Below are 26,093 nucleotides of genomic sequence, written 5' to 3'. Positions count from 1 at the left end.
TGTGCTCTACGAGGCTGTCGACGGTCGCGGGATGCACGGCGAATGTGCTCATGCCTAGACTGTGAGCATGGATGAAGAATCAGTCTCCGTGACAAAGATCCCCGAAGGCGCTGCCATCATCGACGTTCGTGAGGACGACGAGTGGGAGGCCGGGCACATCGAGGGCGCACTGCACGTGCCGCTGGGCGAACTGCCCACCCGGCTCGACGATCTCCCCCTCGATGACGACATGTACGTCATCTGCCGCACCGGCGGACGCTCCCACCGCGCAGTCGCCTGGCTGACGAACAACGGCTTCGACGCCTATAACGTCACCGGCGGCATGGGATCCTGGAACCTCGACCACGGCAAGCCGATCGTGTCCGAAAACGGCGAGGAGCCGTGGGTGATGTGACGGTTCACGCCGTCTGAGGTCAGGCAGATCGGACCCCTCACCGTCCACGATGCAAGAACTCCGTGGACACAACTGTGCGAGGCCGTCGGTGTTTGGCACAGTAGTTCTATGACTACTCGCGCCGGCCAGCTGGCCCAGGACAGGGATCTCGTCGATATCTCTGCACTGCTTGATTCCTATTACGATCTCGTCCCCGATTCCTCCGTGCCCGCGCAGGCTGTGAGCTTCGGGACCTCGGGACACCGCGGGTCAAGCTTCAACCGCGCATTCAACGAAGCCCACATCGCAGCGATCACCGCCGCCATCGTCGACTTCCGGAAGAAACAGGGCATCCACGGGCCCATCTTCCTAGGCCGTGACACCCACGCGCTGAGCGAACCCGCTTTCCTCACCGTCCTCGAAGTCCTCGCCGCGGCTGAGGTGCCCGCACTCATCGATGAGCGTGACGGCTTCACTCCCACGCCGGTGCTCTCCCACGCGATTCTGGGTTTCAACGCGGGCAAGACCGCAACGGATGCGCAGGCCGACGGCATCATCGTGACCCCCAGCCACAACCCGCCCTCCGACGGCGGCATCAAATACAACCCACCGCACGGCGGCCCGGCCGGCTCAGAGACAACGACGTGGATCGCCGAACGCGCGAACTCCTACCTCGAAGCAGGATGGGAGAAGATTCCACGCACCGGGTTCCAGCGGGCCTTCCACCTGGAGAACACCGAGAACTTCGACTTCATCTCCAACTACACCGAGGACCTCGAGTCGGTCATCGACCTCGACGTCATCCGCAGCTCCGACATCCACATCGGCGCCGACCCCTTGGGCGGAGCCAGCGTCGACTACTGGGCCGCGATTGCCGAGGACTTCGATCTCAATCTCACCGTCGTCCACCCCGAGATCGACCCCACCTGGTCATTCATGACCCTGGACTGGGACGAGAACATCCGCATGGACTGCTCCTCGCCCTACGCCATGGCCGGGCTCATCGCCTCCCGCAACGACTTCGACATCGCCACGGGCAATGACGCCGATGCCGACCGCCACGGCATCGTCACTCCCGACGCCGGGCTGATGAACCCCAACCACTATCTGGCGACTGCCATCGACTACCTGCTCGACAACCGACCCGAATGGTCCTCCAGCGCCGGCATCGGCAAGACGCTGGTCACCTCTTCGATCGTCGACCGAATCGTCGCCGCCCATGATCGGCGACTGTTCGAGGTTCCCGTCGGGTTCAAATGGTTCGTCCCCGGACTCCTCGATTCGACACTGGCCTTCGGCGGTGAGGAATCTGCTGGCGCATCGTTCCTGCGTCGCAACGGCAAGGTCTGGTCGACTGACAAGGACGGCATCATCATGGCTCTGCTGGCCGCTGAGATGACCGCGAAGACCGGACAGACTCCATCCCAGCGCTATGCGGGACTGGCTGCGAACTTCGGCACCAGCGCCTACGCCCGCCAGGACGCCCCGGCCACCCGGGAGCAGAAGGCGAAACTGGGAGCACTCGACGCCTCCCAGGTGAAGGCGAAGACCGTCGGCGGTGAACCGGTGACCTCAACACTCACCTCGGCGCCGGGAAACAACGCACCCATCGGCGGGCTCAAGGTCACGACCGAGAACTCCTGGTTCGCGGTGCGACCCTCCGGCACGGAGGACGTGTACAAGATCTACGCCGAGTCTCTGCGCGATGAGGACCATCTGCGGGCCGTCCAGCACGACGCTCGGACATTGGTGGATGGGGTGCTGGAGTAGCCCGAAGCGGCTCCCAGCCACCAGCTGGTTACAGCTCGACGTCCTGATTCTGAGGCGGCAGGGCGGCGATGGCTGGGTGGTCCCGGCCGGTGTTGCCCAGGGCTGCAGCGCCTCCCGGCGAACCGAGCTCGTCGAAGAAGTCCACGTTATAGGTGTAGTAGTCCGCCCATTCCTCCGGGACATCGTCTTCATAGAAGATCGCCTCGACGGGGCAGACCGGTTCGCAGGCACCGCAGTCGATGCATTCGTCGGGATGGATGTAGAGACTGCGTTCACCTTCGTAGATGCAATCGACAGGACATTCGTCGACACACGACTTGTCCTTGACATCGATGCACGGCTGCGCGATCACGTAGGTCATGCGGGCCTCCGCTCTCTGCTCGGATCGTCCACTTCCTCCAAGTGACGAATGGGATGAATCTCAGAGCCCACTCTAGGGCCTCGACCCCAGTCTTCATATGGCCCGGATCACGTCCGACGAGAACGAAGAACCACCTCGGCGAGGCAATGATGATGCCCTGCTTATTTCCCGAGACCGTCGAGGAAGTCTCCGGTCAGCGCCAGCCCAGACCTCAACGTCTCCGTGTCGTCGGCGAAGCCGACGCGGAAAGTGCGTGAGATGTCGAAAGCATCGCCGGGAGTGAACATGACTCCGTGTTCGTCGAGGAGCCGACGGCAGAAGTCGTAGGAGTCGATGTCCGCAGTGTAACGAATGAGTGATGTGGTGCCAGACTGCGGCTTCACATAGCTGACGTCCTCCCGTGAGGCGACCCAGTCGTCGAGGACGGCCAGGTTCTCCCGGGTGATCGCTCGCGACTGGGCGAGGATTGTGTCTCGGTTCTCCAGGGCCACGACGGCGAGCGCGTCGTCGATGCGGCCGACGCTGATCGTGGTGTAGTCGCGGTGGGTCCCAACAGATTCCAGGAAGTCGCGAGGTCCGACGATCCATCCCAACCGCAGACCTGCCAGCGCATACGGTTTCGACATGCTTCCTGTGGAGATGCCCCTCTCGTAGAGGTCGACGATTGACGCAGAGAACCCGTCGCCGTCCTGATCGACTCCGCGGTAGACCTCGTCGCAGACCACCCAGGCCCCGACCTCACGGGCAATGTCGACGATGGCCTCCATACGGTCGCGGGGAATCAGCGCACCTGTGGGGTTATTCGGATTGTTCAGCGCAATCAGCTTCGTCTCCGACGTCACTGCGGCAGCGATGTCAGCAAGGCGCGGCAGCCAGCCATCGTCTGCTCGCAGGTGGACGAGGTCCACCTCGGCGCCCATGCTCTCCGGGATCGAGTAATGCTGCTGATATGTGGGGACCACAGTGACGACATGGTCGCCGCGTTCAACTAGGGCGGAGTAGACCAGAGAATTAGCGCCGATCGCGCCATGTGTGATCATCACATCGTCGGCGCTCTTGTGTTCGTAGAGTTCGGCCACGAGCTCTCGCAGTCGGGGGCTGCCGATGATGGGCCCGTACGTCAGCTGCGTCTGGCCAAGCGCCTCCCAGAAGGCCGACCGGTCCCCGGTGAGGTCGACGAGTTCGTTCAGGGTCAACGATCGCACGCAGGTCTCGGCCAAGTTGAAGCGGCACCAATCTTCGTAGGCATTCATCCACTGCTCGACAGCGAACGCTTCGATCTGTACCAACTGGCTTCCTTCGTTCGAGAAATATAGTGCTCAGATTTAGAGTGCAATATAGTACTCATCATGTCAATGAAGAGCCCGCGCATCCAGACCTTCCTCGATCGCGTCGGACACCGGGTCCGTAGCCGTCGCAAGGTGCGGGGGTGGACCATCCAAAGGCTGGCGAACGAGGCTGCGCTGAGCCGACGTATGCTCACTCAGATCGAGCTGGCCCAGGCGAACCCGAGTCTGGCCACCATCGACCGCATCGCCCATGCCCTCGATGTGAGCTTCGCCGATCTGGCCCTGAGCGATGCTGCCGCGTCGGGACCCGGCAGCTCGACGCCCTCGCCATCAGAACCGGGACGGTCTGCGGCCCTCGGCAGCACCGAACATTCAGATCCCAGCACCGATCACACCCTGGCTTGGGAGGGTCCGCGCGACAGCACCGCGTACATCCTCGGCGCATCTTCCGTTCCCGGCACCGAGCTGTGGCGGTGGCATCTGGGGCCAAGTGTGCGGTATCAGGCTGAAGCCGACCGTGCCGGCACCGAGGAGATCCTCCACGTTCTGTCCGGGGAACTCGTCCTCGAACTCAACGACGAATCCCTGACGCTCTCCGCGGGAAAGTCGACACGAATCTCCACCGACCGGGACTACTCCTACACGGCAGGTCAGGAGGCCTCGGTCGACTTCATCCGCGTGGTCATCGGTGCCTGATGAGGCGACCCGGGGCTGATACATCGCAAGGCGAGGGCGGTTCGTCGCGTTCGCGCGTCAACGTGCTGTGCTGGCAGATCGGCTACGGGACCTTCGGTGTTCCGCAGGCGGCGGCACCCATTGCCTTCGCCCTCCTCGCACTGCCGCTGACCGGGTCCGCCGAGTCAGGTGCCGGCTTGGTCTTTGCGATGACGGCGGCACAGTTCCTCGGCTCGGTGCCCATCACTCGCCTGGGCTACCGGTTCGGCAGCGTCGGCTACCTGCGCACACTCATCGCCTTCCGGACGCTCGGGCTGCTCGCGGTGACGATCCTGGCCGCTGCCTCGGCACCGTTCGGCTACCTCGTCGTCGCCGTCGTCGTGGCCGGTCTGGTCAATGGTGCGGCCTACGGTTACATGCGAACACTGCTAGACCACCTCGTCGAGCTCTCGGGAATGCCACGCGCCTTGGGAATCGCTGCCACCCTCAACGAGGTCGCCTTCGCCACCTCACCAGTGCTGGCATCCCTACTCGGCGCCTGGTCACCCGTCGCGGCGATGGCTGTTGTCACCGCCCTCGGCGCGGGGCCGATGCTGCTCATCCCCGCCACCCCCGAGGCCCGGTCGACGCCTGCGGCTGTGTCGGGTTCGGGACGTCGAGCTCCGGTGCCGGGTGCGGTCTGGATCTGGCTGTTCGCCTCCGGCGCGACCGGAGCCTCCATTGCGGGAATCGAGGTGGGAGCGGTGTCCTTCGCACTGTCGTTCGGGCTCAGCCCGGCCTGGGCCTTCCTGTTTGCCCTGGCGATGTGCATCGGCTCGGTCCTCGGCGGAGTCTGGGTGAGCATCCGCAACCGCATGCCCGGGCGGTGGAAGGTCACAACCTTCTTCGCCATCACCACGCTCGCCTTCTCCCTGCTCCTCATCGATGGGCATATTGCGCTGACACTTGCCGGTGCCCTCATCGTCGGATGGTTCCTGCCGATGCTCGACACCTTCTATCTGCTCGCACTCGACAGCCTTGCACCGGAGGAACGTCGAGCGGAGATGTTCGCACTGCTGCGGACGACGAATGCCCTGGGCATCATGGCCACCAGCGGACTTCTCGCCTTACTCGGGCTGACGGCAGCTCTCATCGGAGCTCTCGGTCTGCTTGTCATCGCGACAGTGCTGGCTGCGGTCTACTTCACGCGAGGACAGCGAAACCGACGGGAAGTGCCTTTGGGGTAACCGGCGGGGACCACGTGCAGGTCTGCGCGGTCGACGGGGACGGCGGGCAACCTCGGCGAGGTCCGGTCACGATCGGGTTTCACTGTTCTGTCGAAAACGTAGCAAACGGTGCTCGGCAACAACCGTTCGTCACGGTCGGGTCGACTCTGCCCAGGACTTCCTCGCACCCAGCTATCAGGCAAGAGATGTTGTGGTGTGAGAGCCTTTGCCCTGGCCTGTGTCAGTCACCGCCGCAGAACTGCCGACAGCTCGTCTCCAAGCTGTTACACGCTCCGAGCCTCCTCCCAGCCGCTGTGGTTCTGACTTCAAGCGCGGCGGCAATACTGGGCCGCGTCGCTGATGTGTCACCCATCCGGTGGCAACTCCGACAGAAGACGCCCCTCGAAGAAGAAGGATCAACACGATGAAGACCACCATCCGCAATCACGCAGCAGCTCTGGGAATCGCCGCGGTCGCCAGCCTCGCAGGAATCGGCCTGGCCAGTGGCCCCGCACTGGCAGCCCCCGCACCCGCAGAGGGTACGAGCACAGCTGCCGACGCCGCACCGCAATCGGTTCACTTTCCCACCGACACCGGCATCTACGCCGATGAGCTCGTCAGAGCCTGGGGCGCAGACAACGCCGACCGGGTCGAAGCCTTTGCCTCACCGCAGGTCGTCGAGGCTCTGAACGAGCACGGCAACGAGGATGCGACCCACTGGGTCAGGACCGGCGGCGACGGAGCCGCAGGGACCATCTATTCGACCTATGAGAACACCGTCACCGGCGAGACGATGTCCGTCGGTGTCTCCAATGACGAAGTGTCGAACGGCGGCGAGTGGGGCGCACCTCACGGAGTCCACAAGGTCCAGTTCGGCAGCTGAGGCGACATCACCCGATACGGGTGCGAAGCTGGGCATTGCGCCCCGCCGGCAACAATGGCCTGTGCATTTTGCTTCAATACAAACCCGAATTTGATACCAAGGACCGAACCTATTGGGCCTTTCGTTTGACATCACCTGTACACGACGATGTCAAACGAAAGGTGGGTCGCCCCAATTTTCATTGTGTGAGCTGAACGCAATGTTCCGAAAGGACAACCCTCCGATATTCTCTCCAATGCCGAGACATAGAGAGTACACAGCCAACTTCAGTATACGAACTGCGGCTCCTTTTCGTAAAGCATGTCGTCAAAATAGTCGTCATCCCACACAAAAGCGCCCAGAGTAGGCAACGAAACCACGCCACGACGTGCGAGCCCTTCATCAGCTATACAACGCTTCAAGAACCGGCGCGCCGAGCGAAGCGGATCACCTGTAAAGTCGAACTGGTCCCTCAGCGTTGCCAACACCCACCCCTTGTTCAAAAGCGCAAATTTCCTAGCCTCATCGATAAATGGACACTCTAGCAACGCAAGCAGCAACAATTCCTGAGACGCATGACTCACGACTGACCGAGGTGGCAAGAACTGACCGTCGAATAGAAGATCCGAGAAATCGGAACATACAGCTAGCAACTGATCGACTTGGGCTGGATCAGATCGATCCCGAGCTAAGAAATATTTCATAGTCGAGAGCAATAAAAAGAGGCCCGCCTGATTAGATTTCGGAGCCCGATTGGACGTTAGATATTCGCGAAGAAGATTGCACAAATCAGCCAAAACACTATCGCCTGAGGCCATTTCCAAGTCACTGGCAGAGGCCAACGAAAGAAACTGACAAATTTCAATCTCGGCCCCTGAGGTAAATAGTAAACGACCAATAGCCCGGGTTACGGCAAAATGCAAAGACTCAGATGATTCGAGATCAATCATCGATCGACTACGAGGTGTCAATTGTGAACACAACATGGACGCCCTTCGCACATCCCTCAAAGTCCGAATCAATTTCATTGAAGAAGAAACAGAGGGATTTGCCAAATAGAGGTAAAGCATACTGTGCGCAAAACTCCACACATACGATAGGAGCTCCTGCGCCTCCTCATAATCGGCACACTTTGAAGCTCTTTGCTTTAAAAACTTTCTCAATCGTCGTTCAACCTGCGTCAACGCTGCACCGATAGCCTGAGCATCGCTGTCGGAGCTGATCATAGTCGAACGAAGCTGAACGCCAATCTCTCTAATATCATACCCAGGCAAGGACCCGTCAAAAGGAAGCGCGTGCTTGAGAAAAATCTTCAGAGACGCCTTGCGCTCAGAAATGGCAGTAGTAAAAGGCGTTGTATAGTCTTTAGTTTTCGAACTATTAAGTGTAAATCCGCTTTCTTCCAATACGGAACTAATCACCGCAGTCACACGGTCAAGATCCGGCTCCTCCCTCACAAACACGAAAAAGTCATCCACATACCTTAGGATCTCATAATCTCTACCGGATAGACCCGTATTGTGAAGTCTCTGCCGAATAATCAAGTCCAGTTTTTGAAAGATAATCTCGGCGAAAACCCTAGACGACTCAGGTCCTACACAAATACCGTGAGTCTCGCCCCAATTCGAAGCCTGCATCACTTTATCGAACACACGCCCCAAATCAGCATCGCCAAATTTGGGAAGTCCGCCCAAATGCGCCTTGCTGTGAGCGTCGGTACTGGTAGCCCACGAAAACGAATGAGTGTAGATACTGCCAAAACAATTGGAAACGTCTAGACGCCTTAGAAATCTCCAATGGCCCTCGAGCGCATGCCACCTTTTGGAGTCGTAGAATTCGCCAATAAATGCGTACCGCTCATAAGCAAAGAACGAATTATACGTACCCAATACCCTTGCACGGGTTTCAATTGACGTCTCCTGACCTTTTCCAGCTACCTTAAACTTGGAACTCAGGTGCTTCCCCGGAGATGTGATCCGCGATGGAAATCTCAACGCAGAGTGACTTCTACTACCATAATAGAGTAGTGAATCTCTGTGGTTTGCGTAAACGAAAGCGATCGCAAGCTGCGATCCGAGCGAAAGAAGCTCAAGCCTGCGGGTTTTCAATTGATTACGTCTGACCAAGAAGGTGGCGGGTGCTCGCCACTTCTTGGCTATCCCCTCTCCAGAAATCGGAATCCTAATCAGATGTCCGCCTGAAGCGAAAACCGGAAGCCGGCCGCCCGAACCGAGAAGCGCCACCAGCAGTAAATCCTTTCGGCTGCTGGTGACTACCGTCGCCTTATATCCACTGAGTCTCACAATCTTAGAATCAAACCACTGATAGAGCCAAGGTCGACTAGCTTCCAACGGCAGTTCAAATGGAAGGCATTCAGTCGCCAAAGCCCGCAGCCTCGACGCGCCACCCCTCAGGAGTTCCACAATAGCTCCCTAGCCTGGTCGCGCAATACGCCATCCACGTGAGGCCTGGCTTTCATCCGAAGAATTTTGGCCGGACGATAGGGTCTATTCAAGATGAATCTTAAATCATCAACTCGAAGAACGGGCCTGGCGCAACACGGGCAACCTGGATTCCCCGATTTAGCTTTCAATATTGTGCCTAAGATGGGGTTCAGCCCGACTCTAATTGCGTGAAAGATCTCCTTGATATGCTTCAGATCCGAATTAACTTTTAACACATACCTTGCGCTGAAGGCAAGACCCGATAGTATCCGGATGGAATCTCTGTCTCCGCTGGAATAGTGCGGTTCAACCAAATATTGGTATGCAGAAATGAATAGATCGACATTATTGGCATTATTCCAACAAACGCCATTTCCTGCGTACTTACGTAAATTATTCGCGGCACCTATATATCTATCTCGCTTAGACTTAGATATGTCAATTCCAATCAATTGACCGGTGCGTCCGGAAAATTTGAATTGGTAACCTAAATAGGTGATATCAGCCGGCTTATTTCCATGTGACGGATAAGCAATCGAATCGCACTTCTGATGATTTCGAACGAGCCGCAACTGCGAAAGCTCACTGTCAACCGCCTTATCTATTGCGCCCGCCGTGTCACCGTCGGCTATTATTAGAATATCGTCGACGTAACGTACATATAGGATTATATTCGGATGCTGCTTCAATCGTTCGTCTAGCGGTTCTAGATAGATTTCCGAAAGGACGGATGAGCAAGGTACTCCCTGTGGGAGCCCTGCCTTCCTTTCATATAGGCGCTCGTATGCGTCGAGCAGGGAATTCACATGTTTCGATGCAAAGCGTGGAACACCATGATTCGAATTGATCTTCTTTTTCAAGATTTCGTGGTCAATCTCCTGAAAAAAGTTCCGAATGTCGATTCGGACTAGGGAGCGCGTGGCCTCGCTCGAACCATTCGTCATTCGCAAGGTATTTAATACGTTCTGTATTATATAATCCCGTCCGTGACTTCGTACACTAAATGAACGACTCATAACTTTTGCTACATAGCGATCAAAGAGGGTTACAGTTGAACGTCGCTTATTTAGAGTCGTTATTTCTCGATCCGAGTCATTTCCTCGGGCCAGGCGTATCCTACTGGGTTGATTTAATATATAATCTGTGACACGGGCTGCTTGCCTATCGAAATATGCTTCCTCTGTTTTTCGCTTCTCCTCCAGTAGCAGACGTAGCTGTTTTTCGAGGACTACCGTTAGTCGTGGATCGGTCGTTTTCTCTAGTACTTCTCGAGTGGTTCTAACTTCGTCGTTTAGCTCCGCGGTCAATACCGCGTGTTGCGGAAGTATATTCTTCTTTCGCTGTTGCTTGAAGTAGATCTGTCGCATGTCTTTGGACGTCGGGAGCGCTGTATTCATTGAACTAGCTCGTTACCTCTCTCGACCGTATTTCACTTCCGGTGCTAATCAATACTCGTCTGCAATACGAACTAAGGCTAACGGTAAGCCTGTTATGTAGCCCCTATCGATATCCGTAGTAGTTTACAGGTGCGACTCCGGGGCGTTCTGCACGTACTCATCGAGAGTGTCGTTCTTGTAGGCGTCCTGGACCTTCTTCAGTTCCTCTTCGTCGACGTTGACGATCGACTGACCGTCACTCGAGGTGCCGACTCCCGCGGTTGGGGAGGTGAAGAACTCGATGTCGCCGGGGCGGACGTCGCGCATGGCGAAGGCCGTGGCGGAGATGTACTGGGCGTCGAGACCGGAGTCGACGTACATGTACGGGGAGAAGTTCTTGACCATGTCCTGGATCTTCTTCGGGTTCGACAGGGTGTCGGCGGAGATAATCTCGTTGGTCAGTCCCCGGATGAAGGCCTGCTGGTTGCGGGCGCGCTGGAAGTCACCGTCCTGGAAGGACTTGCGTTCGCGCACGAAGGTCAGCGCCTCGTCGCCGTCGAGGACGTTCTCTCCCTTGGTGAAGGTGTAGCCGTTCTTCTCAAACGCCTGCTCGGAGTTCACGGTCACTCCGCCGAGGCTGTCGGTCAGTGCCTTGAAGCCCTCGAAGTCGATGATCGCGACGTGGTCGAGTTCCGTGCCGATGAAGTCCGAGATCGTCGACACGGCCAGGGGCAGGCCACCGGTTGAGAGTGCCGAGTTGATCTTGGCCTTGCCATGGCCTTCGATGTCGACCCAGCTGTCACGCGGGATCGACATGACCTGGACGTTGGATCCGGACTCCGGGATGTGCATGACCATGATCGTGTCCGAGCGCAGACCGCGGGAGTCATTGACGTCGACCTGGTCCATCGGCTCATCGGAGCCCAGCAGCAGGATATTCGTGCCGCCGTCTTCCTTCTGATCGTCAGGACGCTCCGTACCGAAGATCTGCTCGTCGGTGAGCTTGTTCGCGTTGTTGTCGAAGGTCCGACCCACGTTCCACAGGTAGAGGCCTACACCGAGCACGCCGAGGATGACGATCACCAGCAGAGCGACAAGGATCTTGCGCCACACCTTCTTCTTGCGGCGGGGTCGCTGAGGTCGCTCTTCCTGGCTGTCGAACAGATCATCGAAACTGCTGTGGTCTGACATCGGCACTCCGGGTTTCAGTCAATGCGGCGTGGGTGCCGGCGGGAGAGGATTGCAATATCAGCAATTATATAGCTTTTGTTACATTCCCCCGGACACCTTGCCCCGGTGCGCGGGTGTGTCTTGCCTGTGACCTGGGTTGATCGCTCGCCTGCGACTCGAATGACCGTCGCCGAGGTGACTCGACTCACCGGTAACAACGTCGTATCCGTATAGTGGACGCTTCATGCGCTAGGTAGACTTTGCTGGTGTTCAACAACTATCGGGAAATTCTGTCTCTTCCCGGTGCTCTCAAGTTCTCCTTGGCCGGTCTTGTTGCACGTATGCCCATCGCAGTTCTGGGCCTGGGAATCGTTCTGTTCATCCAGGGCGTCAGCGGCTCCTATGGTCTGGCAGGCATCGTCGCCGCCGTGTACATGATCGTCCAAGCTCTTGCCGGCCCCGGGATCGCGCGCCTTGTCGACCGTCGTGGCCAAGCCACCGTCATGGTGCCCATCGTCATCACCCACCTCGTGGCGCTTTCGATGCTCATCGTCTCCGTCTACGCAGACTGGTGGGTGGGCCTCATCTTCGTCTTCGCCGGAATCGGCGGTGCCACTGTCGGCTCCGTCGGGTCGCTGGTGCGTTCGCGCTGGTCACACATCGTGGATTCGCCGAAAAAGCTGCAGACCGCCTTCTCCTGGGAGTCCGTCGCCGATGAGCTGCTCTTCGTCACCGGCCCCGTCGTCGCCACCGTGCTCGCCACTGCCGTGTTCCCCCCGGCAGGCATCATCCTCTCGATGCTCACCGCCGGGATCGGCTCGGCTCTGCTCTACATCCAAAAGTCGACCGAGCCCCCGCCGATCGAACGCACCACAGAGGCTCGCGGGCACGTGTTCTCCAATCCGGGGATCTTCACGATCATCATCGTCAATGTGTTCCTGGGTGTGAACTTCGGCGCCATCGACGTCATCGCCGTGGCCTTCGCCGACGAGCAGGGTGTGAAGTCCCTGGCCGGCATCCTGCTCAGCGCCTTCGCCCTGGGCTCACTCATCGCCGGTGCGCTCTACGGGTCGAGGAACTGGAACTCTGCAACCCATCACCGTTTCGGCGTCACCGTTGCCCTGCTGGCCATCGGCGCGTGTTCGATGATGCTGGCCCAGGGAATGGTCTCCTACACGATCATCCTGTTCATCGTCGGCTTCACGATCGCCCCGAGCCTCATCGGCGCGAACTCCGTCATCGAAGCGCTGGCACCGCCGAGGCGCCTGACCGAGGCCTTCGCCTGGCTGGGTACCTCCCTGGGCTTCGGCGTCGCCTTCGGATCGGCCCTCGCCGGCAACATCATCGACGCCTCGAATGCGAAGACGGCGATGCTGCTGCCGGCCGGCTGCGCCATCGTCGGTGCTCTCTTGGCGCTGTCGCTGCTCAAACTGCTCAACCCGAAGCGGTCGAGTCACGAGGTCAGGTCAGCCCGGGACCTCCGGCGGGTGAACATCGAGGAGTAGTCTCGCGATGATCGTCCGGCGAGTCAGCCCGAGGTGTGCGAGTCGGCACCGGCCTTCGACCGTCAACGGCGAGTCTGCGTGCGTCACTTCACGACTTCCCCCTCGGCGGGTGCGATCCGCCGAAGAAGGGCGACGGCGAGCAGCAATGCGGCTGTGGTCACGATGACGGCCACCCACACAGGCCCGAGCGCGCCAGGCCTCACGCTGAGTGCGGCAGCGGCGAGGACGGGACCGGTTGCTGCACCCACGTTGAGTGCCGCTGTCGCGTAAGAACCAGCCATGGTGGGCGCACCCGGCGCCGCATAGAGCACTCGCGTGATCAGCGTGCTCCCGACAGCGAACCCCAACACGCCCTGAGTGAAAACGAGCCCGAGCAGGGCAGCGGGATTCGTCGCGAAGAGCGCCAACGCGACCCACCCGAGCACAAGAACGCTGCCGCCCACCACGATGACGATTCGGGGTCGAGCATCGGAGAGTCGTCCCGCAGCGGTGACACCGAAGAAGGAGCCGACGCCGAAGAGCACAAGAGCCACCGACACCCACCATTGGCTCAAACCGGCGGTGTCTGTGACGATCGGCGCGAGGAAGGTCAGCGTGGCGAAGGTCCCGGCATTGACCAGGGCAGCAAGCAGCATCGTCAGGACAAGGCGCGGGGAGGTCAGCTGCGCCAGCTCCGCCCGCAGCGAGGGCGAGGGCGAGGGCGGCTCTTCCCTTGACGAGTCGTCGGTTCGAGTGGTGAAGCCTGCGGCAATGCCGATCGCTGCGGGGACACAGAGAAGAGCGATCGCCCAGAACGTCGACTGCCAGCCGAGTGCCGTACCCAGCAGTGCACCCGCGGGAACGCCGGCGACGGTCGCGACAGTGGTACCCGCCAGCAGAACCGCCACGGCCCGGCCTTTGGCATCGGGTGCCACGAGTTTCGTCGCCGCGCCCAGCGCGACCGCCAAGAAGCCTGCATTGACGATAGCCGCGATCACACGCGTGATGAACAGAACAGTGAAGTCCGGCGTGAGTGCACCGACGATATGTGACAGCGCAAACACGAGTACGCAGCCCAAGAGTGTCGCTTTCACGGGGAGGCGACGAGTGAACGCAGCCATCACCGGTGCGCCGATCACCATCCCCGCGGCGAATGCCGATGTCAGGAGACCAGCGGTCCCCACGGAAACGGCGAAGTATGTTGAGATGTCGGGCACGAGGCCAGCGAGCATGAATTCGGAAGTACCCATGGCGAAGACCACCAGGGCAAGAAGATAGAGAGCGAAAGGCATCGAGATAGCTCCGAAGCGAGAGTACGAACAAGAGAACGTCTCGTCACCGCGGTCAGCGCCCAAAGGACACCCGGATGTCGTGCTGCGAGCAGCGCGGACAGCAACAGGAGCAGAGGCTCAGCGGAGGTGAGGGGCTGACGGCGTGACCGAAAGCCCCTGAGTGTCTGATTCAGGACTCGCCATACGGCTCATCGTACCCGTCTGCGCCACCACCCAGAAACGGCACCAGCCTTCTGGTCGGCAACAGCTAGCGCAGAGGACGGAGGAAGTCGCGAATATCTGCCGTCAGCAGCTCAGGTTCTTCGTGAGGCGCAAAATGACCGCCCCGTGGCATCGTGGAATATCGGACAACGTTGTACGTGCGTTCAGCCCAACTGCGTGGTGGTTGGGCGAGGTCGTGTGGGAACACAGCCACCGCGGTAGGAGCGGAGACTGAATCGACTCGCTCGGTCCATCCGGTGGCGAACTCCCAGTAGGGACGGAATGAGCTCGCGATCGTATTGGTGAACCAATACAGCGAAGCCTGTGTGAGCAGGAAGTCATCGGTGAACCTCGAGGACAGATCGCCATCGCAGTCGCTCCACGATCGGTACTTCTCCAGAATCCAAGCGAGCAGTCCAGTTGGAGAATCGGCCAAGCCTGGAGCCAGCGTGAGCGGACGAGTCTGCTGCTGATGCTGGTAAGCACCTTCATCGGCCTCCCACTCCTGCTCTGCCTCCACAAATTCTTGTTCAGCCGTCGTCAGTGTCCTCGAATCAAGGTCTGCTGGAGCGGCCACGGCAAGCAGATGGATGCCCACCAGCGCCTCCGGATGCGACTGGGCCAGCCTCGATGTGATGCCAGCTCCGAGGTCTCCACCATGGGCGGCGTAGCGTTCGAATCCGAGTTCTTCGTGCATCAGTGTGTGCCAGAGCTCGTGGTTCTGTTCGTCATGGCCCGGCCGCTGCGGAGAGAAGGGAAAACCGGGAAGCGCGGGAATGATCACGGTGAATGCGTCCGCAGCTTCGCCGCCGTATTGCGTGGGCTCTGCTAAGCGTCTGGCGCACTCGACAAGCTCGAGCGCAGTGCTCGGCCAGCCATTCGTCAGAATGAGCGGGAGGGCACCGGAGACCTCCGCATCGAATCGCAGATAGCGGATTGGACTACCGGAGATCGTTGAGGTCCTCCATGGCAGTTCGTTGATGGTTCGCTGTTGGGCGTACCAGTCGAAACCGTCAGCCCAGTAGCTGCACAGCCTCTGGAGTTCCGCCACGTCCGTTCCGGCGCTCCACCCGTGACTGGGCCAGGCCGGAGACCAGCGGGTGTGGCGCAGACGATGCCGCAGATCGTCTAAGTCTCGCTGATGCACTTCGATCACCGGTGTGCGCGTCATGGTCAAACAGTACTCCGGTGACGAATCCATCCTGAGCCGACTGGATATCGACGGTGCTGACCAAGCGAAATGTTCACATCCAGAGGGTCATCCCCAGTTCTTGTGCGGCGAGGTCTCACCGACGCCCGGGTTGAAGACATTGCAGGGGTCGAGTTCCTTGAAGTGGGCTTCCATCTCCGGCGGCACCTGGTAGAGGCGACCGTAGTTGTGCTCGGCGGGCACGGCGGCTCCACGTTCCTCGAGCAGCGCCATCATCTGCTTTTTCAACGCCACCGGGTCAACACCCTTCTTCGCCACATGGTCCTGATGGAGGACGTGGCAGAAGAAGTGGCCGTAATAGGAACTGATGTGCAGCTGGTCTGAGATCTCCGTTGGCAGCACCTCGAGCCAATCCTCGTCATCGCGTGTCAGCGCAACGTCGAAGGTGATCATCTCCGAGGACTCGTCACGGTGGAGATTGAAGTAGCGTGTGGCGGCACTGGCGGCACCGAAGCGGTGGAGCATGGCGGACTGAGCTTCATCGGCAGTGCAGATGAAGAAGTCACCGTCATGCCCCACCTCGGCGAAGAAGGTCGTGAGGAACTCCTCGGTCCTCTGCTTCTGGTCGCCGCTGACGACGAGGAGCAGATGGTGTTCAAAGCGATCGCGGTACTCAAGCATGCGGTCCGGCAGCTGCTGCGGCAGCAAGCTGAAGGCACCCTGCGCAATGGAATCGGCAACGGTCTGTCCGAAGAAGGGCAGCTTCGCGAACACCCCGTTCGCCCAGTTCTTCAACGCGAAGAGCTTGATCTGTTCGCGGCTGCCGGCGTGCTTGACGGAGACGAACGTGTCCTTGCCGTACTTCTCGGCAAGGTCGAAGGAGGGCCGTCCCATGTACTCACCGGAGATCGGCAGCGGCATGTCCGAAGTCAGGATCGCCCGGCGCAGGGCCTCGAGCTCGGCGGGGCTGTTGGTGCCCACGTAGAAGGTCGTCGAATCCTTCTGCTTGGGGAAGGTCCGCGTGCGCACGGCGAAGACCATGAGTTTACCGGCCGACCCTGACGCCTCGTGGAGGAACTTCGGGTTGGCGTTGTAGCGGGCAGGAGAATCGGTGATTTCGCGGACGTGCTCGCTGTATTCGGTATCGAGACTGTCTTCCGGGGGCGGCGTGACATCGGCTTCGTCCCATTCGCCGCGTTGGAGTCTGTCGAGGATATGGGCCGGATCATCGCCGAGGCTGATGCCCAGGTGATTGACGAGTTCGACCTTGCCCTCGTCATCGACCCGGGCGAAGATCGCGTGCTTCGTGAAGGCCGGGCCCTTGCGAATCTGACTGCCGCCGGAGTTGTTCGCGATGCCGCCGACGACCGAAGCACCGATTGAGGACGAACCGATCACCGAGTGGGGTTCACGCCCGTGAAGTGCCAACTTGTCATCGAGTTCGTACAGCGTGGATCCGGCCAGACACACGGCCTCACGAGCATCGTTGATGAGATGGATCTGGTTGATGCGCAGGGTGGAGATGATGATGATCTCACGATCGTAGTCCTGATCGCCGGGACCCGAACCTCCGGTCAGGCCGGTGTTCGCCGACTGTGGGATGACGATGAGATCGTGATCGACGCAGACCTGCAGAGCCCGCCACATATCGACAAGGCTGCCCGGCTTGAGGACCGCGAGCACACTGCCGCCGCCGAAGCGATTGCCTTTGGCGAAGGGCTCCGTCGCCCGGGCGGAGGTGAGCACATGACGACTGCCCATGATGTCGATGAAGGCGCTGACCGCCTGTGATTGGTGCTGACGCTGTCGTCCGAACATTGTTGATAGCTCCTCTTGCATCGATGCGAACGTTGTTCACTCTACAAGCCTGCGGATGGAATGGCGCCTGCGCCCATCCGTTATTTGTTCATGTGTCCCCATCGTCTGACGGGTCATTGTCGGCGCGACCTTCGTGCTGACGTTTTTCAGCACGCATCCGATCCCACTCGGTCAGACGCTTCGCGATGATGTGCTCGTAACCGTTGCTGGTGGGTCGGTACACCTTCTCCGGTTCCATGCCCTCGGGAAAGTAGTTCGCACCGGAAAAGCCCCCCGGCCTGTCCGGGTCATACTCGTAACCCTCCCCGTAGCCGAGGTTCTTCATCAGCTTCGTCGGGGCGTTGAGAATATTTGCTGGTGGCATGAGAGACCCGGTCTGTTTCGCGAGCTTCTTCGCGGCGTTGAATCCACGGTAGACGGCGATGGACTTCGGTGCGGTTGCGAGATAGACGACGGCTTGGGCGATGGCGAGTTCCCCCTCTGGGGAGCCCAGACGTTCGAACACGTCCCATGCCGCCAGCGCTTGCTGGATGGCTTGCGGGTCGGCAATCGCGATGTCTTCGTTGGCGAATCTGACCAGCCGTCGGGCGATATAGAGGGGATCTTCCCCACCCTCGAGCATGCGCGCCAACCAGTACAGTGACGCGTCGGGATCTGAGCCGCGCATTGACTTATGCAGCGCGGAGATGAGGTTGTAATGCCCCTCTTGCGCCTTGTCGTAGATCGGCGCACGCTGTTGGACAAGATCGACTAGACCGGAGGTGTCGAGAGTCCCGCTGACGGTTTGGAGCTGCTCGATGAGGTTGAGCAGGTAGCGACCGTCGCCATCGGCCATTGCCACCAGGGCATGTCGTGCCTGCGCATCAAGCGGCAGTTCTCTCTCAGTGGTTTCCTCTGCTCGTTTGATGAGCGTGGTCAGCGCCTCCTCGTCGAGGCGTTTGAGGACGAATACCTGGCAGCGGGAGAGCAGTGCGGAGTTGAGCTCGAAGCTGGGGTTCTCCGTGGTCGCGCCGACGAGTACGACCGTGCCGTCTTCTACGTAGGGGAGGAAAGAATCCTGCTGGGCGCGGTTGAAGCGGTGGATCTCGTCGACGAACAGCATTGTGCCCTGACCGATCTCGCGTCGTTTGGCTGCTGCTTGGAAGACTTTGCGGAGTTCGGCGACGCCGGAGAATGTGGCTGAGACCGACTCGAAGACTAAGTTGGTGCGTTCGGCCAGCAGTCGCGCAATGGTTGTCTTCCCACAGCCCGGCGGCCCCCACAGCACCATCGAAACCAGTCTGCGCTCGGCGACCATCCGCCCAATCGGTGCGTCGTCGCCAAGAAGATGATCTTGCCCGATGACATCTTCAAGGGACTCCGGGCGCAGTCGATCAGCCAGCGGGCGGCCCACATCGTCAGGCTCAAACAATGACGGCGGTTCTTGGCTCACACTGTCACCTCCATTCTCATAGCCTAATTGCCGCGGCTGATCGAATGGTGTTCGCGCCGCTGTCTGTCGCGAGGGACGCAAGGGCGTTAAGCGCGAGCCCTCGACGCCAGCGACACTACGGAGAGGCTGAGCAGACAGATCACTGCGACTGCTCCAAGCGAGATGCTGTAGGGCATGACGGGCAGCAGGGCGGCGAGCACCGTGGGCAGCAGGAATCCGGAGTAGGCCAGCGAATAGTAGACGCCGGTGATTCCTGCGAGGTCCTTCGGTTCCGCGATGGCCTGGACGATGACGAGTCCTGCCACCACGCAGATGCCGTAGGCGATGCCGAGGACGATGGCGACGACGAAGGCCATGATCGGATCAGCTGCGAGCGCCGCGACGACTGCAAGGCCCATGCCGAGTGTCATGAGCGTGAGTCCGACGACCAGCGCACGTCCGCCCGTCCACCTGTTGATGCGTGGGACGAGGTTCTGCACCAGTGCGCCGGCGCCCAGGGTGACGACGGTCAGCACGGTCGCGAACAGGGTCGTCCACTCCCCCAACTCCTCCTGGACCAGAGCGGGCATGACCGCATAGGCAACGCCTGCGGCGGCGAAGACCCACGGTGCGGCTGGGATGATGAGGCGGATGAAGGTGCGATGGCCGACCAGCGGTATCCGCAGGCCCCGCCACCAGTGCTGAGCCGACCGGCGTTCCTTCGTCAGGGTCTCTGGCGCGGTGAACACGATGAACAGCGCCACGACGGACAGCAGCCCGTGGACCGCGTAGGGAATCGTTTCGGGCATCGGTCCCCACTGCGCCAGGCAGCCGGTGACCGCGGCACCGATGGCGAATCCCACAGTCAGTGTCAATGCCGGGCGGCGAGCGCCGGCGGTGATTCCGGCCTTGTGGTCAAACGGTGGTGACGAGAGTTCCTTGATCCAGCTCGTGCCCACCGACATGGCCACTCCCACGCCGATCCCGGCGAGTACGCGGCCCACGCACAGCAGCCAGAAGAGATCGAAGCCGAGCCCCAGAAGGACGCTGCCAACGATTGCGGCGATCATACCGGCAACGAGGATCGGCTTGCGTCCTCGGCGATCCGAGAGCGCCGAGGCGACCAGGAGTCCCGGTATCAGTCCCCCGACGTACATGCCCAGAAGGAGGTTCGCCTGCCAGACCGCGTAGCCGCCGTCCTCTTCGTACATGTGCACGAGCGGGGTGAAGTGGTTGCCGCCCCAGGCGAGCAGGAACATTGCGGGGACGACGCGAAGCCAAGCTCTGCGTTGGGGCACTGTTGTTGCGGAGTGAGAGATTGTCGTTGCGATCTGGTGGTCTGCTGTTTCAGTTGCGGGTTCTGAAGTCATTGCTGGCGATTCTGGGTTGAGTGCTGCGGTTTCCGATGTCACTGGTTCTCGGGGAAGTGGGAGGACTGAATGTGCTCGCGCACGACCTTTCCGAAATCCTTGGCCTCACCGCGTTCTGCGAGATCGGTGAGCTCGGCATGCTCGTCGAAGAGGGTGTGCAGCGAACTGGGCTGATCGATGACCACTTGGTAGGTCAGGCGGGCCAAGCGCGGGCCCATCGTGGTCAGCATCTCCTCGACAATGCTGTTGCCGCCGCTGCGGATGATGCGGGAGTGGAAGGCGTAGTCGGCACTGGCGAAGTCGAGTGGATGACTGGCATCCAGAGCCTTCTGCTGCCGATCGAGGAGCGTGCGCAGGTCTGCCGCCAGCGGCGCGAAGTCGCTGTCGAGAGTGAATGCCTGGACGGCGTCGGTTTCGAACATGGCGCGCACCGCAAGCAGGTCGCGGCGCTCCTGCCGGGTCACCGTGGTCACGATCGCGCCCTTCTTCGGCACGAGCCGGACCAGCCTCCAGCGCTCGAGTTGGAGCATCGCCTCCCGAGCCGGTGTGCGACTGGCCCTCTGAGCCTCGGCGAGCTCAGCCTCGGTGAGGAGTTGGCCGGGCTCGTAGCGCTGCTCGATGATCTCGCGGGCGGCCCACGCAGCCATCCGCGCAGCGATCGGGGAAGCATCGTCGGTGGTCTCCCACGGGAGCGTCAGCAGGTCTTTCATTGCTCCACTCTATCAGATGCATACATTGATAGATGCATCAGTCATCGATGCACCTATCACCCGAAGGTGCTGAAGTTCCCGCGGAAGATCCCGGCCGGGTCCCGCTCATTCTTGAGCCGGCGCAGCCGCAGCAGCAATTCTTCGGGCAGTGCATCCGCGAGGCTCTCGCTAGGGTTGAGAAACGTCACGGGCTTGCGTCCGGTCGTCGGCAGAGTCCGCGCCAGATCTGCCTGCTTCTTCGTGATGGGCTCAGCGGCCTCCTCGGTGGCGGGCAGTCCGAACATGTAGACACTGAACTGTTCACTCAATGCCCCGTGCGGATTGTCGGTTGCTCGCGCGAGCGCCCCGCCGAGGTGCCTGACCTGCACCGATAGCAGCGGATCGATGGGCGTCTCGAGCAGTGCGTCGAGGGCTGAGTCGTCGAGTGAGGTGAGCAGCTCCGCGCGGGAGCTGCCGGGAACAGGGTCGGTCGGTTCGGCGGTGATGGTTCCCAGATCCGCAACGCTCATCGGTGCGCGAGTGTCAGAGAGCGGTGTCGGCAATGCATCGCTCGCGCGCATCAGGCTGCGGGCCTCAGCGTCGGATCCGATGCAGGTTGAGTCGATCGCTACCATCGGATCGGCGCCGGGGAAACTGAGGAGCTCCAGCCACAGGTTCAGATTATCCGGCGCGCTCGCTGCCATCGACCGGAACACCTCGGCGACTTCCCTCGCATGGGCGGCCAGAGCGAAGACCTGCGCTGGGAAGGCTCGTCGGAGGATCAGACATCGAGCGGTGCGGTCACGGACTATTCAGTGTCGAGCGATGGCGCTCCTCGGGCAATCTACTGGTTCCGGTTCGCATATGGCAGGGTCGTCTCCGTCGATGTGCTCGCCGATGAGACGATCCTGGCCTGTCTCGACATCATGGTCTAGGTGTCGTTCAAGAACTCGGAACTCGTAGGCACTGTGGACAACGCCGGTAATACCGGTAACGCAGTCAATACAGAATGCGAGACATTTTTTACTCAACGATCCTTGTCAGTTATTGTAGTCCTCGGCGCTATTCCGCGCTCAACGTCGAGCACAATTGCAGAGGAGATTTCCGGGCACCCATGAGCTGGGCATTCGGTGGTGTGATCAACGTGGAATCAGTTATCTGGAGCGCCATCACCCTCAGCCTCATCACCGGAATGCTGTCGAAGGCATTGCCTCGAGTTCCGGGCGCGGTCGTGGGAACCGCGTGGGGAGCCACTGCACTGGCGGTGACCGGAGCTCTTCTCGTCAGAGACACCGCCGACACCAACCTTGAGATCGTTGGGCTCGGGCTCTTAGCCACTTTCCCGGCCTTCCTCACAGGTTTCACCCTGATCAGCCTTGTCGGGGATTGGAAGCGCGAGCTCACCGCCTGACAGCTCTGGCGGTGAGCTCGCGGCCCGAGGAACGCCGTCTCACTCCACTGCTGCTTCACTCCACGAGCTTGCCGACCTGGCTGATCTCCTCGTGGCGCATGAGCTCGGCGACCTCGGGATCGACTGCCGGGATGCTCTCCTTCACAACCCCGGTCGAAGGTGACCAGACGAGGTTGACCTGCAGCTTCTCATCCTGCTCGGGGTAATCGCTGCGGTTGTGGCAGCCGCGGGTCTCGCGACGCTCAAGCGCGCATTCCAGCGTCGCTCGGGCCGCCAGTGCCGAAGACTTGAGATCGAAGGCATGCGAGAGGTCGGAGTAGCCGGCGATGTCGGGGTGGATGCCCACCTCGCTCATGCGCGCCTCGATCGACGCAAGCTTCTCGAGTCCTGCCAGCAGCCCGGCCTCGTCACGGACGACGCCGGCGTGCTCGGTCATGAGGTTGCGGATCTCGCGCTGCAGGGCGCGGACGTTCTCCGTCCCTTCGGAGGACAGGAGATCATCGATCTCAGCCCGCGCCTCGGCGATGGCAGACTGCGACCGCACCTGCGCACCCAGATCAGACGAGTACGCGATGGCGGACTGGCCGACGATACGACCGAAGACGAGGAGCTCGATGAGGGAATTGCCGCCGAGGCGGTTGGCCCCGTGCAGCCCGGACGAGGCCTCGCCGATGGCCCACAGTCCCTCGACGTCGGTGCTGTGCTCGACTGGGTCGACCCACACCCCGCCCATCGAGTAGTGCGCGGTCGGGGCGATCTCGATCGGTGACTGGGTGATGTCGAGCATCTGCGTCTCCATCATCGTCTGGAACACGCGCGGCAGGCGGTTCATGATGGTCTCGCGCGGCAGGTGAGAGACGTCGAGCCAGACACCGCCGTTTTCGGTGCCGCGGCCCTCTGCGATCTCGGTGTAGGCGGCCAGGGCCACGCGGTCGCGGGTGGAGAGTTCCATGCGTTCGGGGTCGTAGCGTTCCATGAACCGCTCCCCCAGTCCGTTGCGCAGGATGCCGCCCTCACCGCGGGCAGCCTCGGAGACCAGGGTTCCGGCGGCATTCTCGGGTTCGATGATGCCCGAGGGGTGGAACTGGACGAGTTCGGCGTCGCGCAGGCGAGCTCCGGCTTCGACGGCCAGTCGGAAGGAGTCGCCGGTGTTCTCGTCGCGGCGAGACGAGGTGCGGCGCCAGATCCGGTTGTGCCCGCCGGCGGCGAGGATGACCGCGTCGGCATGGATGCGGTACCGGGAGCCGTCGACGATGTCGAAGCCGAAGGCACCGAAGACGCGGCCATCGGCGACGAGGAGTTTGGTGATGTAGACGCGGTCGAGGATGGGGACGTTCAGGGCCTCGGCACGATGAATGAGGGTGCGCTGGATTTCAAGTCCCGTGTAATCGCCGGCGAAAGCGGTGCGACGCCAGGTGTGGGCGCCGAAGAAGCGCTGCGAGATCCGACCGTCGTCCTCCTTCGCGAAGTCCATTCCGTATCGCTCCAGGTCAGCGATTCCCTGTTCGGCTCCCTGGGTGACGATTTCGACGGTGCGGGGGTTGGCGAGGTCATAGGATTCCTTGATCGTGTCGGCTGCGTGCTGCTGCCAGGAGTCGTCGGGGTCCATCGTGGCCAGGGCCGCGTTGATGCCGCCGGCGGCCAGCGAGGTGTGCGCGTCGTCCTTGGGTCGCTTGCCGACGGCGAGGACGTCGGTGCCGGATTCGGCGACCTCGATCGAGGCGCGCAGGCCGGATCCGCCGGTGCCGATGACCAGCACCGAGGTGGAGATCGTGTGTTCGTGTGCGTGGGCATTTCCCTGTGTGGAGTTCATGTATTCCACGCTAGGCTCGGACACTTCATGCGTCCAATGCATTGTTTCGCTCAACTCGATAGCGATACGCTATGGGTATGAATTTGGAACAGCTCGCGAGCTTCGTCGAGGTCGCCAACACCGGTCATTTCACGAAGGCCGCCGCCACACTTCACCTGGCACAACCGTCGCTGAGTCGGCAGATTTCGACGCTGGAGAAGGAGCTCGGCTCCGAGCTCTTCCATCGCGCCCATGGACACATCAGTCTCACCGCCGCGGGCGAGACTCTACTGCCGAGCGCCCGACGAATGCTCGCCGACGCCGAGGCGGTCCGCCGTGACATGGATGAGCTCGCCGGACTGCGCAAGGGTCGCATCCGCCTGGGTGCGACCCCGACGCTGTGCGTCAGCTTGGTCGCCGAGGCGATCAGCGGTTTCCATCATGAGCATCCCGGGGTCGAGCTCGAGCTCGTGGAGAAAGGCTCGCGGGAACTCATCGAGGCGCTGGGCGCCGGGGAACTCGACCTTGCCTTGATCACACGAACACACTCTCCGAGTGCGCAGATGCCGCGGCTGCGGATGCAGGGGGTGCTCAGTGAGGACCTGGTGGTCATCGCCGCGGCAGAGTCACCTCGGGGCGGTGCTGAGTTTCTGCCCGGTGACACGGTGACTCTGGGGGACGTTGCCGCACTCCCCCAGGTGCTGTTCCATCACGGATACGATCTGCGCGAAGCCACCTCGGCGGCTTTCGATGCTGCGGGCCTGGCGCCGAACATCGTCGTCGAGGGAGCCGAGATGGACGCAGTGCTGCGCTTCGTCGAACGCGGACTCGGGGTCGCGATCGTCCCGGCCATGGTCCTCGTCGACCGCCCCCGGCTGACCTCGGCACAGCTGCTGGAGCCGAGCCTGTCACGCACGGTCAGCCTCGCCACCCGAGCGGACGTACGGCCGACCAGGGCCGCCTCGGCGATGGAGACAACGATCCTCTCGACCGCGAGGGTACTGGCCGAAGAGGATGCCGGTCTGGCTGCGCATGTGCGGCTGGTGGAGTGAGGCATATGCACCGAAAGTATCTATATGAGATACAATTGGTGTATGTCCAAGATGGTAACTGTAGCGCTGGATCTCGCGTCCGAGCAAGGTGGCATGCTGACAACACAGCAGGCCCTGCGTCGGGGCGTGTCCAGACTGACGCTCAGTCGTCTCGCCGGTCAGGGTGTGATTGAGCGCCTCGCTCATGGTGTGTACGCCACCGCCGAGGGTGCGTTCGGGAAAAATTCAGCACTTAAAGCGGCCTGGCTGTCACTTGACCCCCATCGCTTCGCGTTCGAACGCATGGAGGACGATCCAGCAGGATTCACAGTCACTCATCGGTCTGCCGCAGAACTGTGGGGCATCGGACAGCTCATTCCCGACAAGATTGAATTCGTGTCGACTTCGCGAAAGCGAACGAGGAGGGAAGACGTTCGTCTCCGGCGACGCGCGATCACCAGCGACGACATCACCATAGTTGAGGGTCTGCCGTGCACAACGATAGAGAGAACGATCGCAGATCTCATTGACTCTCACGAAGATCTCTCGCTAGTCGCCGACGCGTTCGGAGACACTACATTCGGCAAGGTCGACTTTGACCGGCTGCGTGCACTCCTCGATCCCCTTGCCCACCGAAATGGCTACGAGAACGGATCAGACTTCGTTCGGTTTCTTATGTCGGACTCCGTCGAGTTCGAACGCAGCGTTGTAGCTTCAATGCTCTCTGGTCCGCTCAAACCGCTGATGGACTCATTCCGCCCGCAACTGCCCCACCTAGTGCTGAATCCGCCATCATCACCAGCCTTCAAAAAAGCGATGGCCGACATTGCGAAACAGGCGAGCCTGGAGGAATTCCGTCCCCTGGCACAGGCACCCCTCGACAATCCGAAGGGTGCCCAACGAGGGGATCGCTGATGGT

The 26,093-nt window shown here is 60.8% G+C and carries 23 protein-coding genes; 10 read left to right on the top strand and 13 right to left on the bottom strand.

Annotation, left to right across the window (positions count from 1 at the left end; translation table 11 throughout):
• Window positions 1-67: 67 nt before the first annotated feature.
• Together BANT918_RS04925 and pgm are read left to right on the top strand one after the other, a co-directional pair.
• Window positions 68-394, top strand: coding sequence for a rhodanese-like domain-containing protein (locus tag BANT918_RS04925; RefSeq protein WP_101619177.1), 327 nt, complete (start codon window positions 68-70; stop codon window positions 392-394).
• A 108-nt stretch (window positions 395-502) separates the two neighbouring features.
• Window positions 503-2,143: a phosphoglucomutase (alpha-D-glucose-1,6-bisphosphate-dependent) gene (gene pgm / locus BANT918_RS04920; protein WP_009884580.1), complete on the top strand. Its 1,641-nt coding sequence runs from the start codon at window positions 503-505 to the stop codon at window positions 2,141-2,143.
• A gap of 28 nt (window positions 2,144-2,171) precedes the next feature.
• Here the strand turns inward: pgm and fdxA are convergent, their stop codons facing one another.
• On the bottom strand, window positions 2,172-2,504 hold the full coding sequence (gene fdxA / locus BANT918_RS04915; RefSeq protein ID WP_009884581.1) for a ferredoxin: 333 nt from the start codon (window positions 2,502-2,504) through the stop codon (window positions 2,172-2,174).
• Between the two features lie 161 nt (window positions 2,505-2,665).
• Window positions 2,666-3,793, bottom strand: a complete 1,128-nt coding sequence (locus BANT918_RS04910) for an aminotransferase (protein WP_233430357.1) — start codon at window positions 3,791-3,793, stop codon at window positions 2,666-2,668.
• 60 nt (window positions 3,794-3,853) lie between these two features.
• Between BANT918_RS04910 and BANT918_RS04905 the strand changes: the two genes are divergently transcribed.
• The 3 genes from BANT918_RS04905 (at window position 3,854) to BANT918_RS04895 (ending at window position 6,556) form a co-directional block, all read left to right on the top strand.
• Window positions 3,854-4,489 carry a helix-turn-helix domain-containing protein gene (locus tag BANT918_RS04905; RefSeq protein WP_101619176.1) on the top strand — a complete coding sequence of 212 codons (636 nt, stop codon included), beginning with the start codon at window positions 3,854-3,856 and terminating at the stop codon, window positions 4,487-4,489.
• 62 nt (window positions 4,490-4,551) lie between these two features.
• On the top strand, window positions 4,552-5,694 hold the full coding sequence (locus BANT918_RS04900; RefSeq protein WP_208618012.1) for an MFS transporter: 1,143 nt from the start codon (window positions 4,552-4,554) through the stop codon (window positions 5,692-5,694).
• Window positions 5,695-6,097: 403 nt separating this feature from the next.
• Complete coding sequence (locus BANT918_RS04895; RefSeq protein ID WP_101619174.1) at window positions 6,098-6,556, top strand: hypothetical protein; 459 nt, start codon at window positions 6,098-6,100, stop codon at window positions 6,554-6,556.
• A gap of 266 nt (window positions 6,557-6,822) precedes the next feature.
• On the opposite strand, the gene BANT918_RS04890 is transcribed toward BANT918_RS04895, so the two are convergent.
• From BANT918_RS04890 to BANT918_RS04880, 3 genes are all read right to left on the bottom strand, one after another.
• Window positions 6,823-8,958, bottom strand: coding sequence for an RNA-directed DNA polymerase (locus tag BANT918_RS04890; protein WP_145996931.1), 2,136 nt, complete (start codon window positions 8,956-8,958; stop codon window positions 6,823-6,825).
• Complete coding sequence (locus tag BANT918_RS18055; protein ID WP_418904411.1) at window positions 8,946-9,995, bottom strand: RNA-directed DNA polymerase; 1,050 nt, start codon at window positions 9,993-9,995, stop codon at window positions 8,946-8,948. Before BANT918_RS18055 ends, BANT918_RS04890 begins: the two co-directional genes overlap by 13 nt.
• A 504-nt stretch (window positions 9,996-10,499) precedes the next feature.
• A complete protein-coding gene (locus BANT918_RS04880) occupies window positions 10,500-11,546 on the bottom strand; it encodes an LCP family protein (protein ID WP_101619171.1) in 1,047 nt (348 codons plus the stop codon).
• Window positions 11,547-11,791: 245 nt separating this feature from the next.
• Between BANT918_RS04880 and BANT918_RS04875 the strand changes: the two genes are divergently transcribed.
• The gene (locus tag BANT918_RS04875; RefSeq protein WP_101619249.1) at window positions 11,792-13,030 is read left to right on the top strand and encodes an MFS transporter; all 1,239 of its coding nucleotides are present in this window, start codon (window positions 11,792-11,794) and stop codon (window positions 13,028-13,030) included.
• 83 nt (window positions 13,031-13,113) lie between these two features.
• Here the strand turns inward: BANT918_RS04875 and BANT918_RS04870 are convergent, their stop codons facing one another.
• From BANT918_RS04870 to BANT918_RS04840, 7 genes are all read right to left on the bottom strand, one after another.
• Complete coding sequence (locus BANT918_RS04870) at window positions 13,114-14,301, bottom strand: Cmx/CmrA family chloramphenicol efflux MFS transporter (protein ID WP_101619170.1); 1,188 nt, start codon at window positions 14,299-14,301, stop codon at window positions 13,114-13,116.
• Window positions 14,302-14,548: 247 nt separating this feature from the next.
• Window positions 14,549-15,673 carry an epoxide hydrolase family protein gene (locus BANT918_RS04865; RefSeq protein ID WP_096162427.1) on the bottom strand — a complete coding sequence of 375 codons (1,125 nt, stop codon included), beginning with the start codon at window positions 15,671-15,673 and terminating at the stop codon, window positions 14,549-14,551.
• Window positions 15,674-15,760: 87 nt separating this feature from the next.
• Window positions 15,761-17,470 (bottom strand): D-lactate dehydrogenase, encoded by a 1,710-nt coding sequence (gene dld / locus BANT918_RS04860; protein WP_101619169.1) that lies wholly within the window; start codon window positions 17,468-17,470, stop codon window positions 15,761-15,763.
• A gap of 88 nt (window positions 17,471-17,558) precedes the next feature.
• On the bottom strand, window positions 17,559-18,902 hold the full coding sequence (locus tag BANT918_RS04855) for a replication-associated recombination protein A (protein WP_101619168.1): 1,344 nt from the start codon (window positions 18,900-18,902) through the stop codon (window positions 17,559-17,561).
• Between the two features lie 86 nt (window positions 18,903-18,988).
• Window positions 18,989-20,251: an MFS transporter gene (locus BANT918_RS04850; RefSeq protein ID WP_233429392.1), complete on the bottom strand. Its 1,263-nt coding sequence runs from the start codon at window positions 20,249-20,251 to the stop codon at window positions 18,989-18,991.
• 38 nt (window positions 20,252-20,289) lie between these two features.
• On the bottom strand, window positions 20,290-20,961 hold the full coding sequence (locus BANT918_RS04845; protein ID WP_096158127.1) for a GntR family transcriptional regulator: 672 nt from the start codon (window positions 20,959-20,961) through the stop codon (window positions 20,290-20,292).
• Between the two features lie 56 nt (window positions 20,962-21,017).
• Window positions 21,018-21,644 (bottom strand): hypothetical protein, encoded by a 627-nt coding sequence (locus tag BANT918_RS04840; RefSeq protein ID WP_096162432.1) that lies wholly within the window; start codon window positions 21,642-21,644, stop codon window positions 21,018-21,020.
• A gap of 30 nt (window positions 21,645-21,674) precedes the next feature.
• On the opposite strand from BANT918_RS04840, the gene BANT918_RS04835 reads away from it, so the two are divergent.
• Window positions 21,675-21,875, top strand: a complete 201-nt coding sequence (locus BANT918_RS04835) for a hypothetical protein (RefSeq protein WP_069599371.1) — start codon at window positions 21,675-21,677, stop codon at window positions 21,873-21,875.
• Window positions 21,876-22,054: 179 nt separating this feature from the next.
• A complete protein-coding gene (locus BANT918_RS04830; RefSeq protein WP_096162434.1) occupies window positions 22,055-22,351 on the top strand; it encodes a hypothetical protein in 297 nt (98 codons plus the stop codon).
• A gap of 55 nt (window positions 22,352-22,406) precedes the next feature.
• Here the strand turns inward: BANT918_RS04830 and BANT918_RS04825 are convergent, their stop codons facing one another.
• Window positions 22,407-24,164 (bottom strand): FAD-binding protein, encoded by a 1,758-nt coding sequence (locus BANT918_RS04825; RefSeq protein WP_101619166.1) that lies wholly within the window; start codon window positions 24,162-24,164, stop codon window positions 22,407-22,409.
• 77 nt (window positions 24,165-24,241) lie between these two features.
• On the opposite strand from BANT918_RS04825, the gene BANT918_RS04820 reads away from it, so the two are divergent.
• A complete protein-coding gene (locus tag BANT918_RS04820) occupies window positions 24,242-25,195 on the top strand; it encodes a LysR family transcriptional regulator (RefSeq protein WP_101583884.1) in 954 nt (317 codons plus the stop codon).
• 24 nt (window positions 25,196-25,219) lie between these two features.
• Complete coding sequence (locus BANT918_RS04815; RefSeq protein ID WP_101619165.1) at window positions 25,220-26,089, top strand: type IV toxin-antitoxin system AbiEi family antitoxin domain-containing protein; 870 nt, start codon at window positions 25,220-25,222, stop codon at window positions 26,087-26,089.
• Window positions 26,090-26,093: the final 4 nt, after the last annotated feature.

Source organism: Brevibacterium antiquum CNRZ 918, from assembly GCF_900169145.1.
In the GTDB taxonomy this organism is placed as follows: Bacteria; Actinomycetota; Actinomycetes; order Actinomycetales; family Brevibacteriaceae; genus Brevibacterium; species Brevibacterium koreense.
The sequence above is the reverse complement of the archived record's forward strand: the minus strand, read 5'-3'. Positions and strand labels throughout refer to the sequence as shown.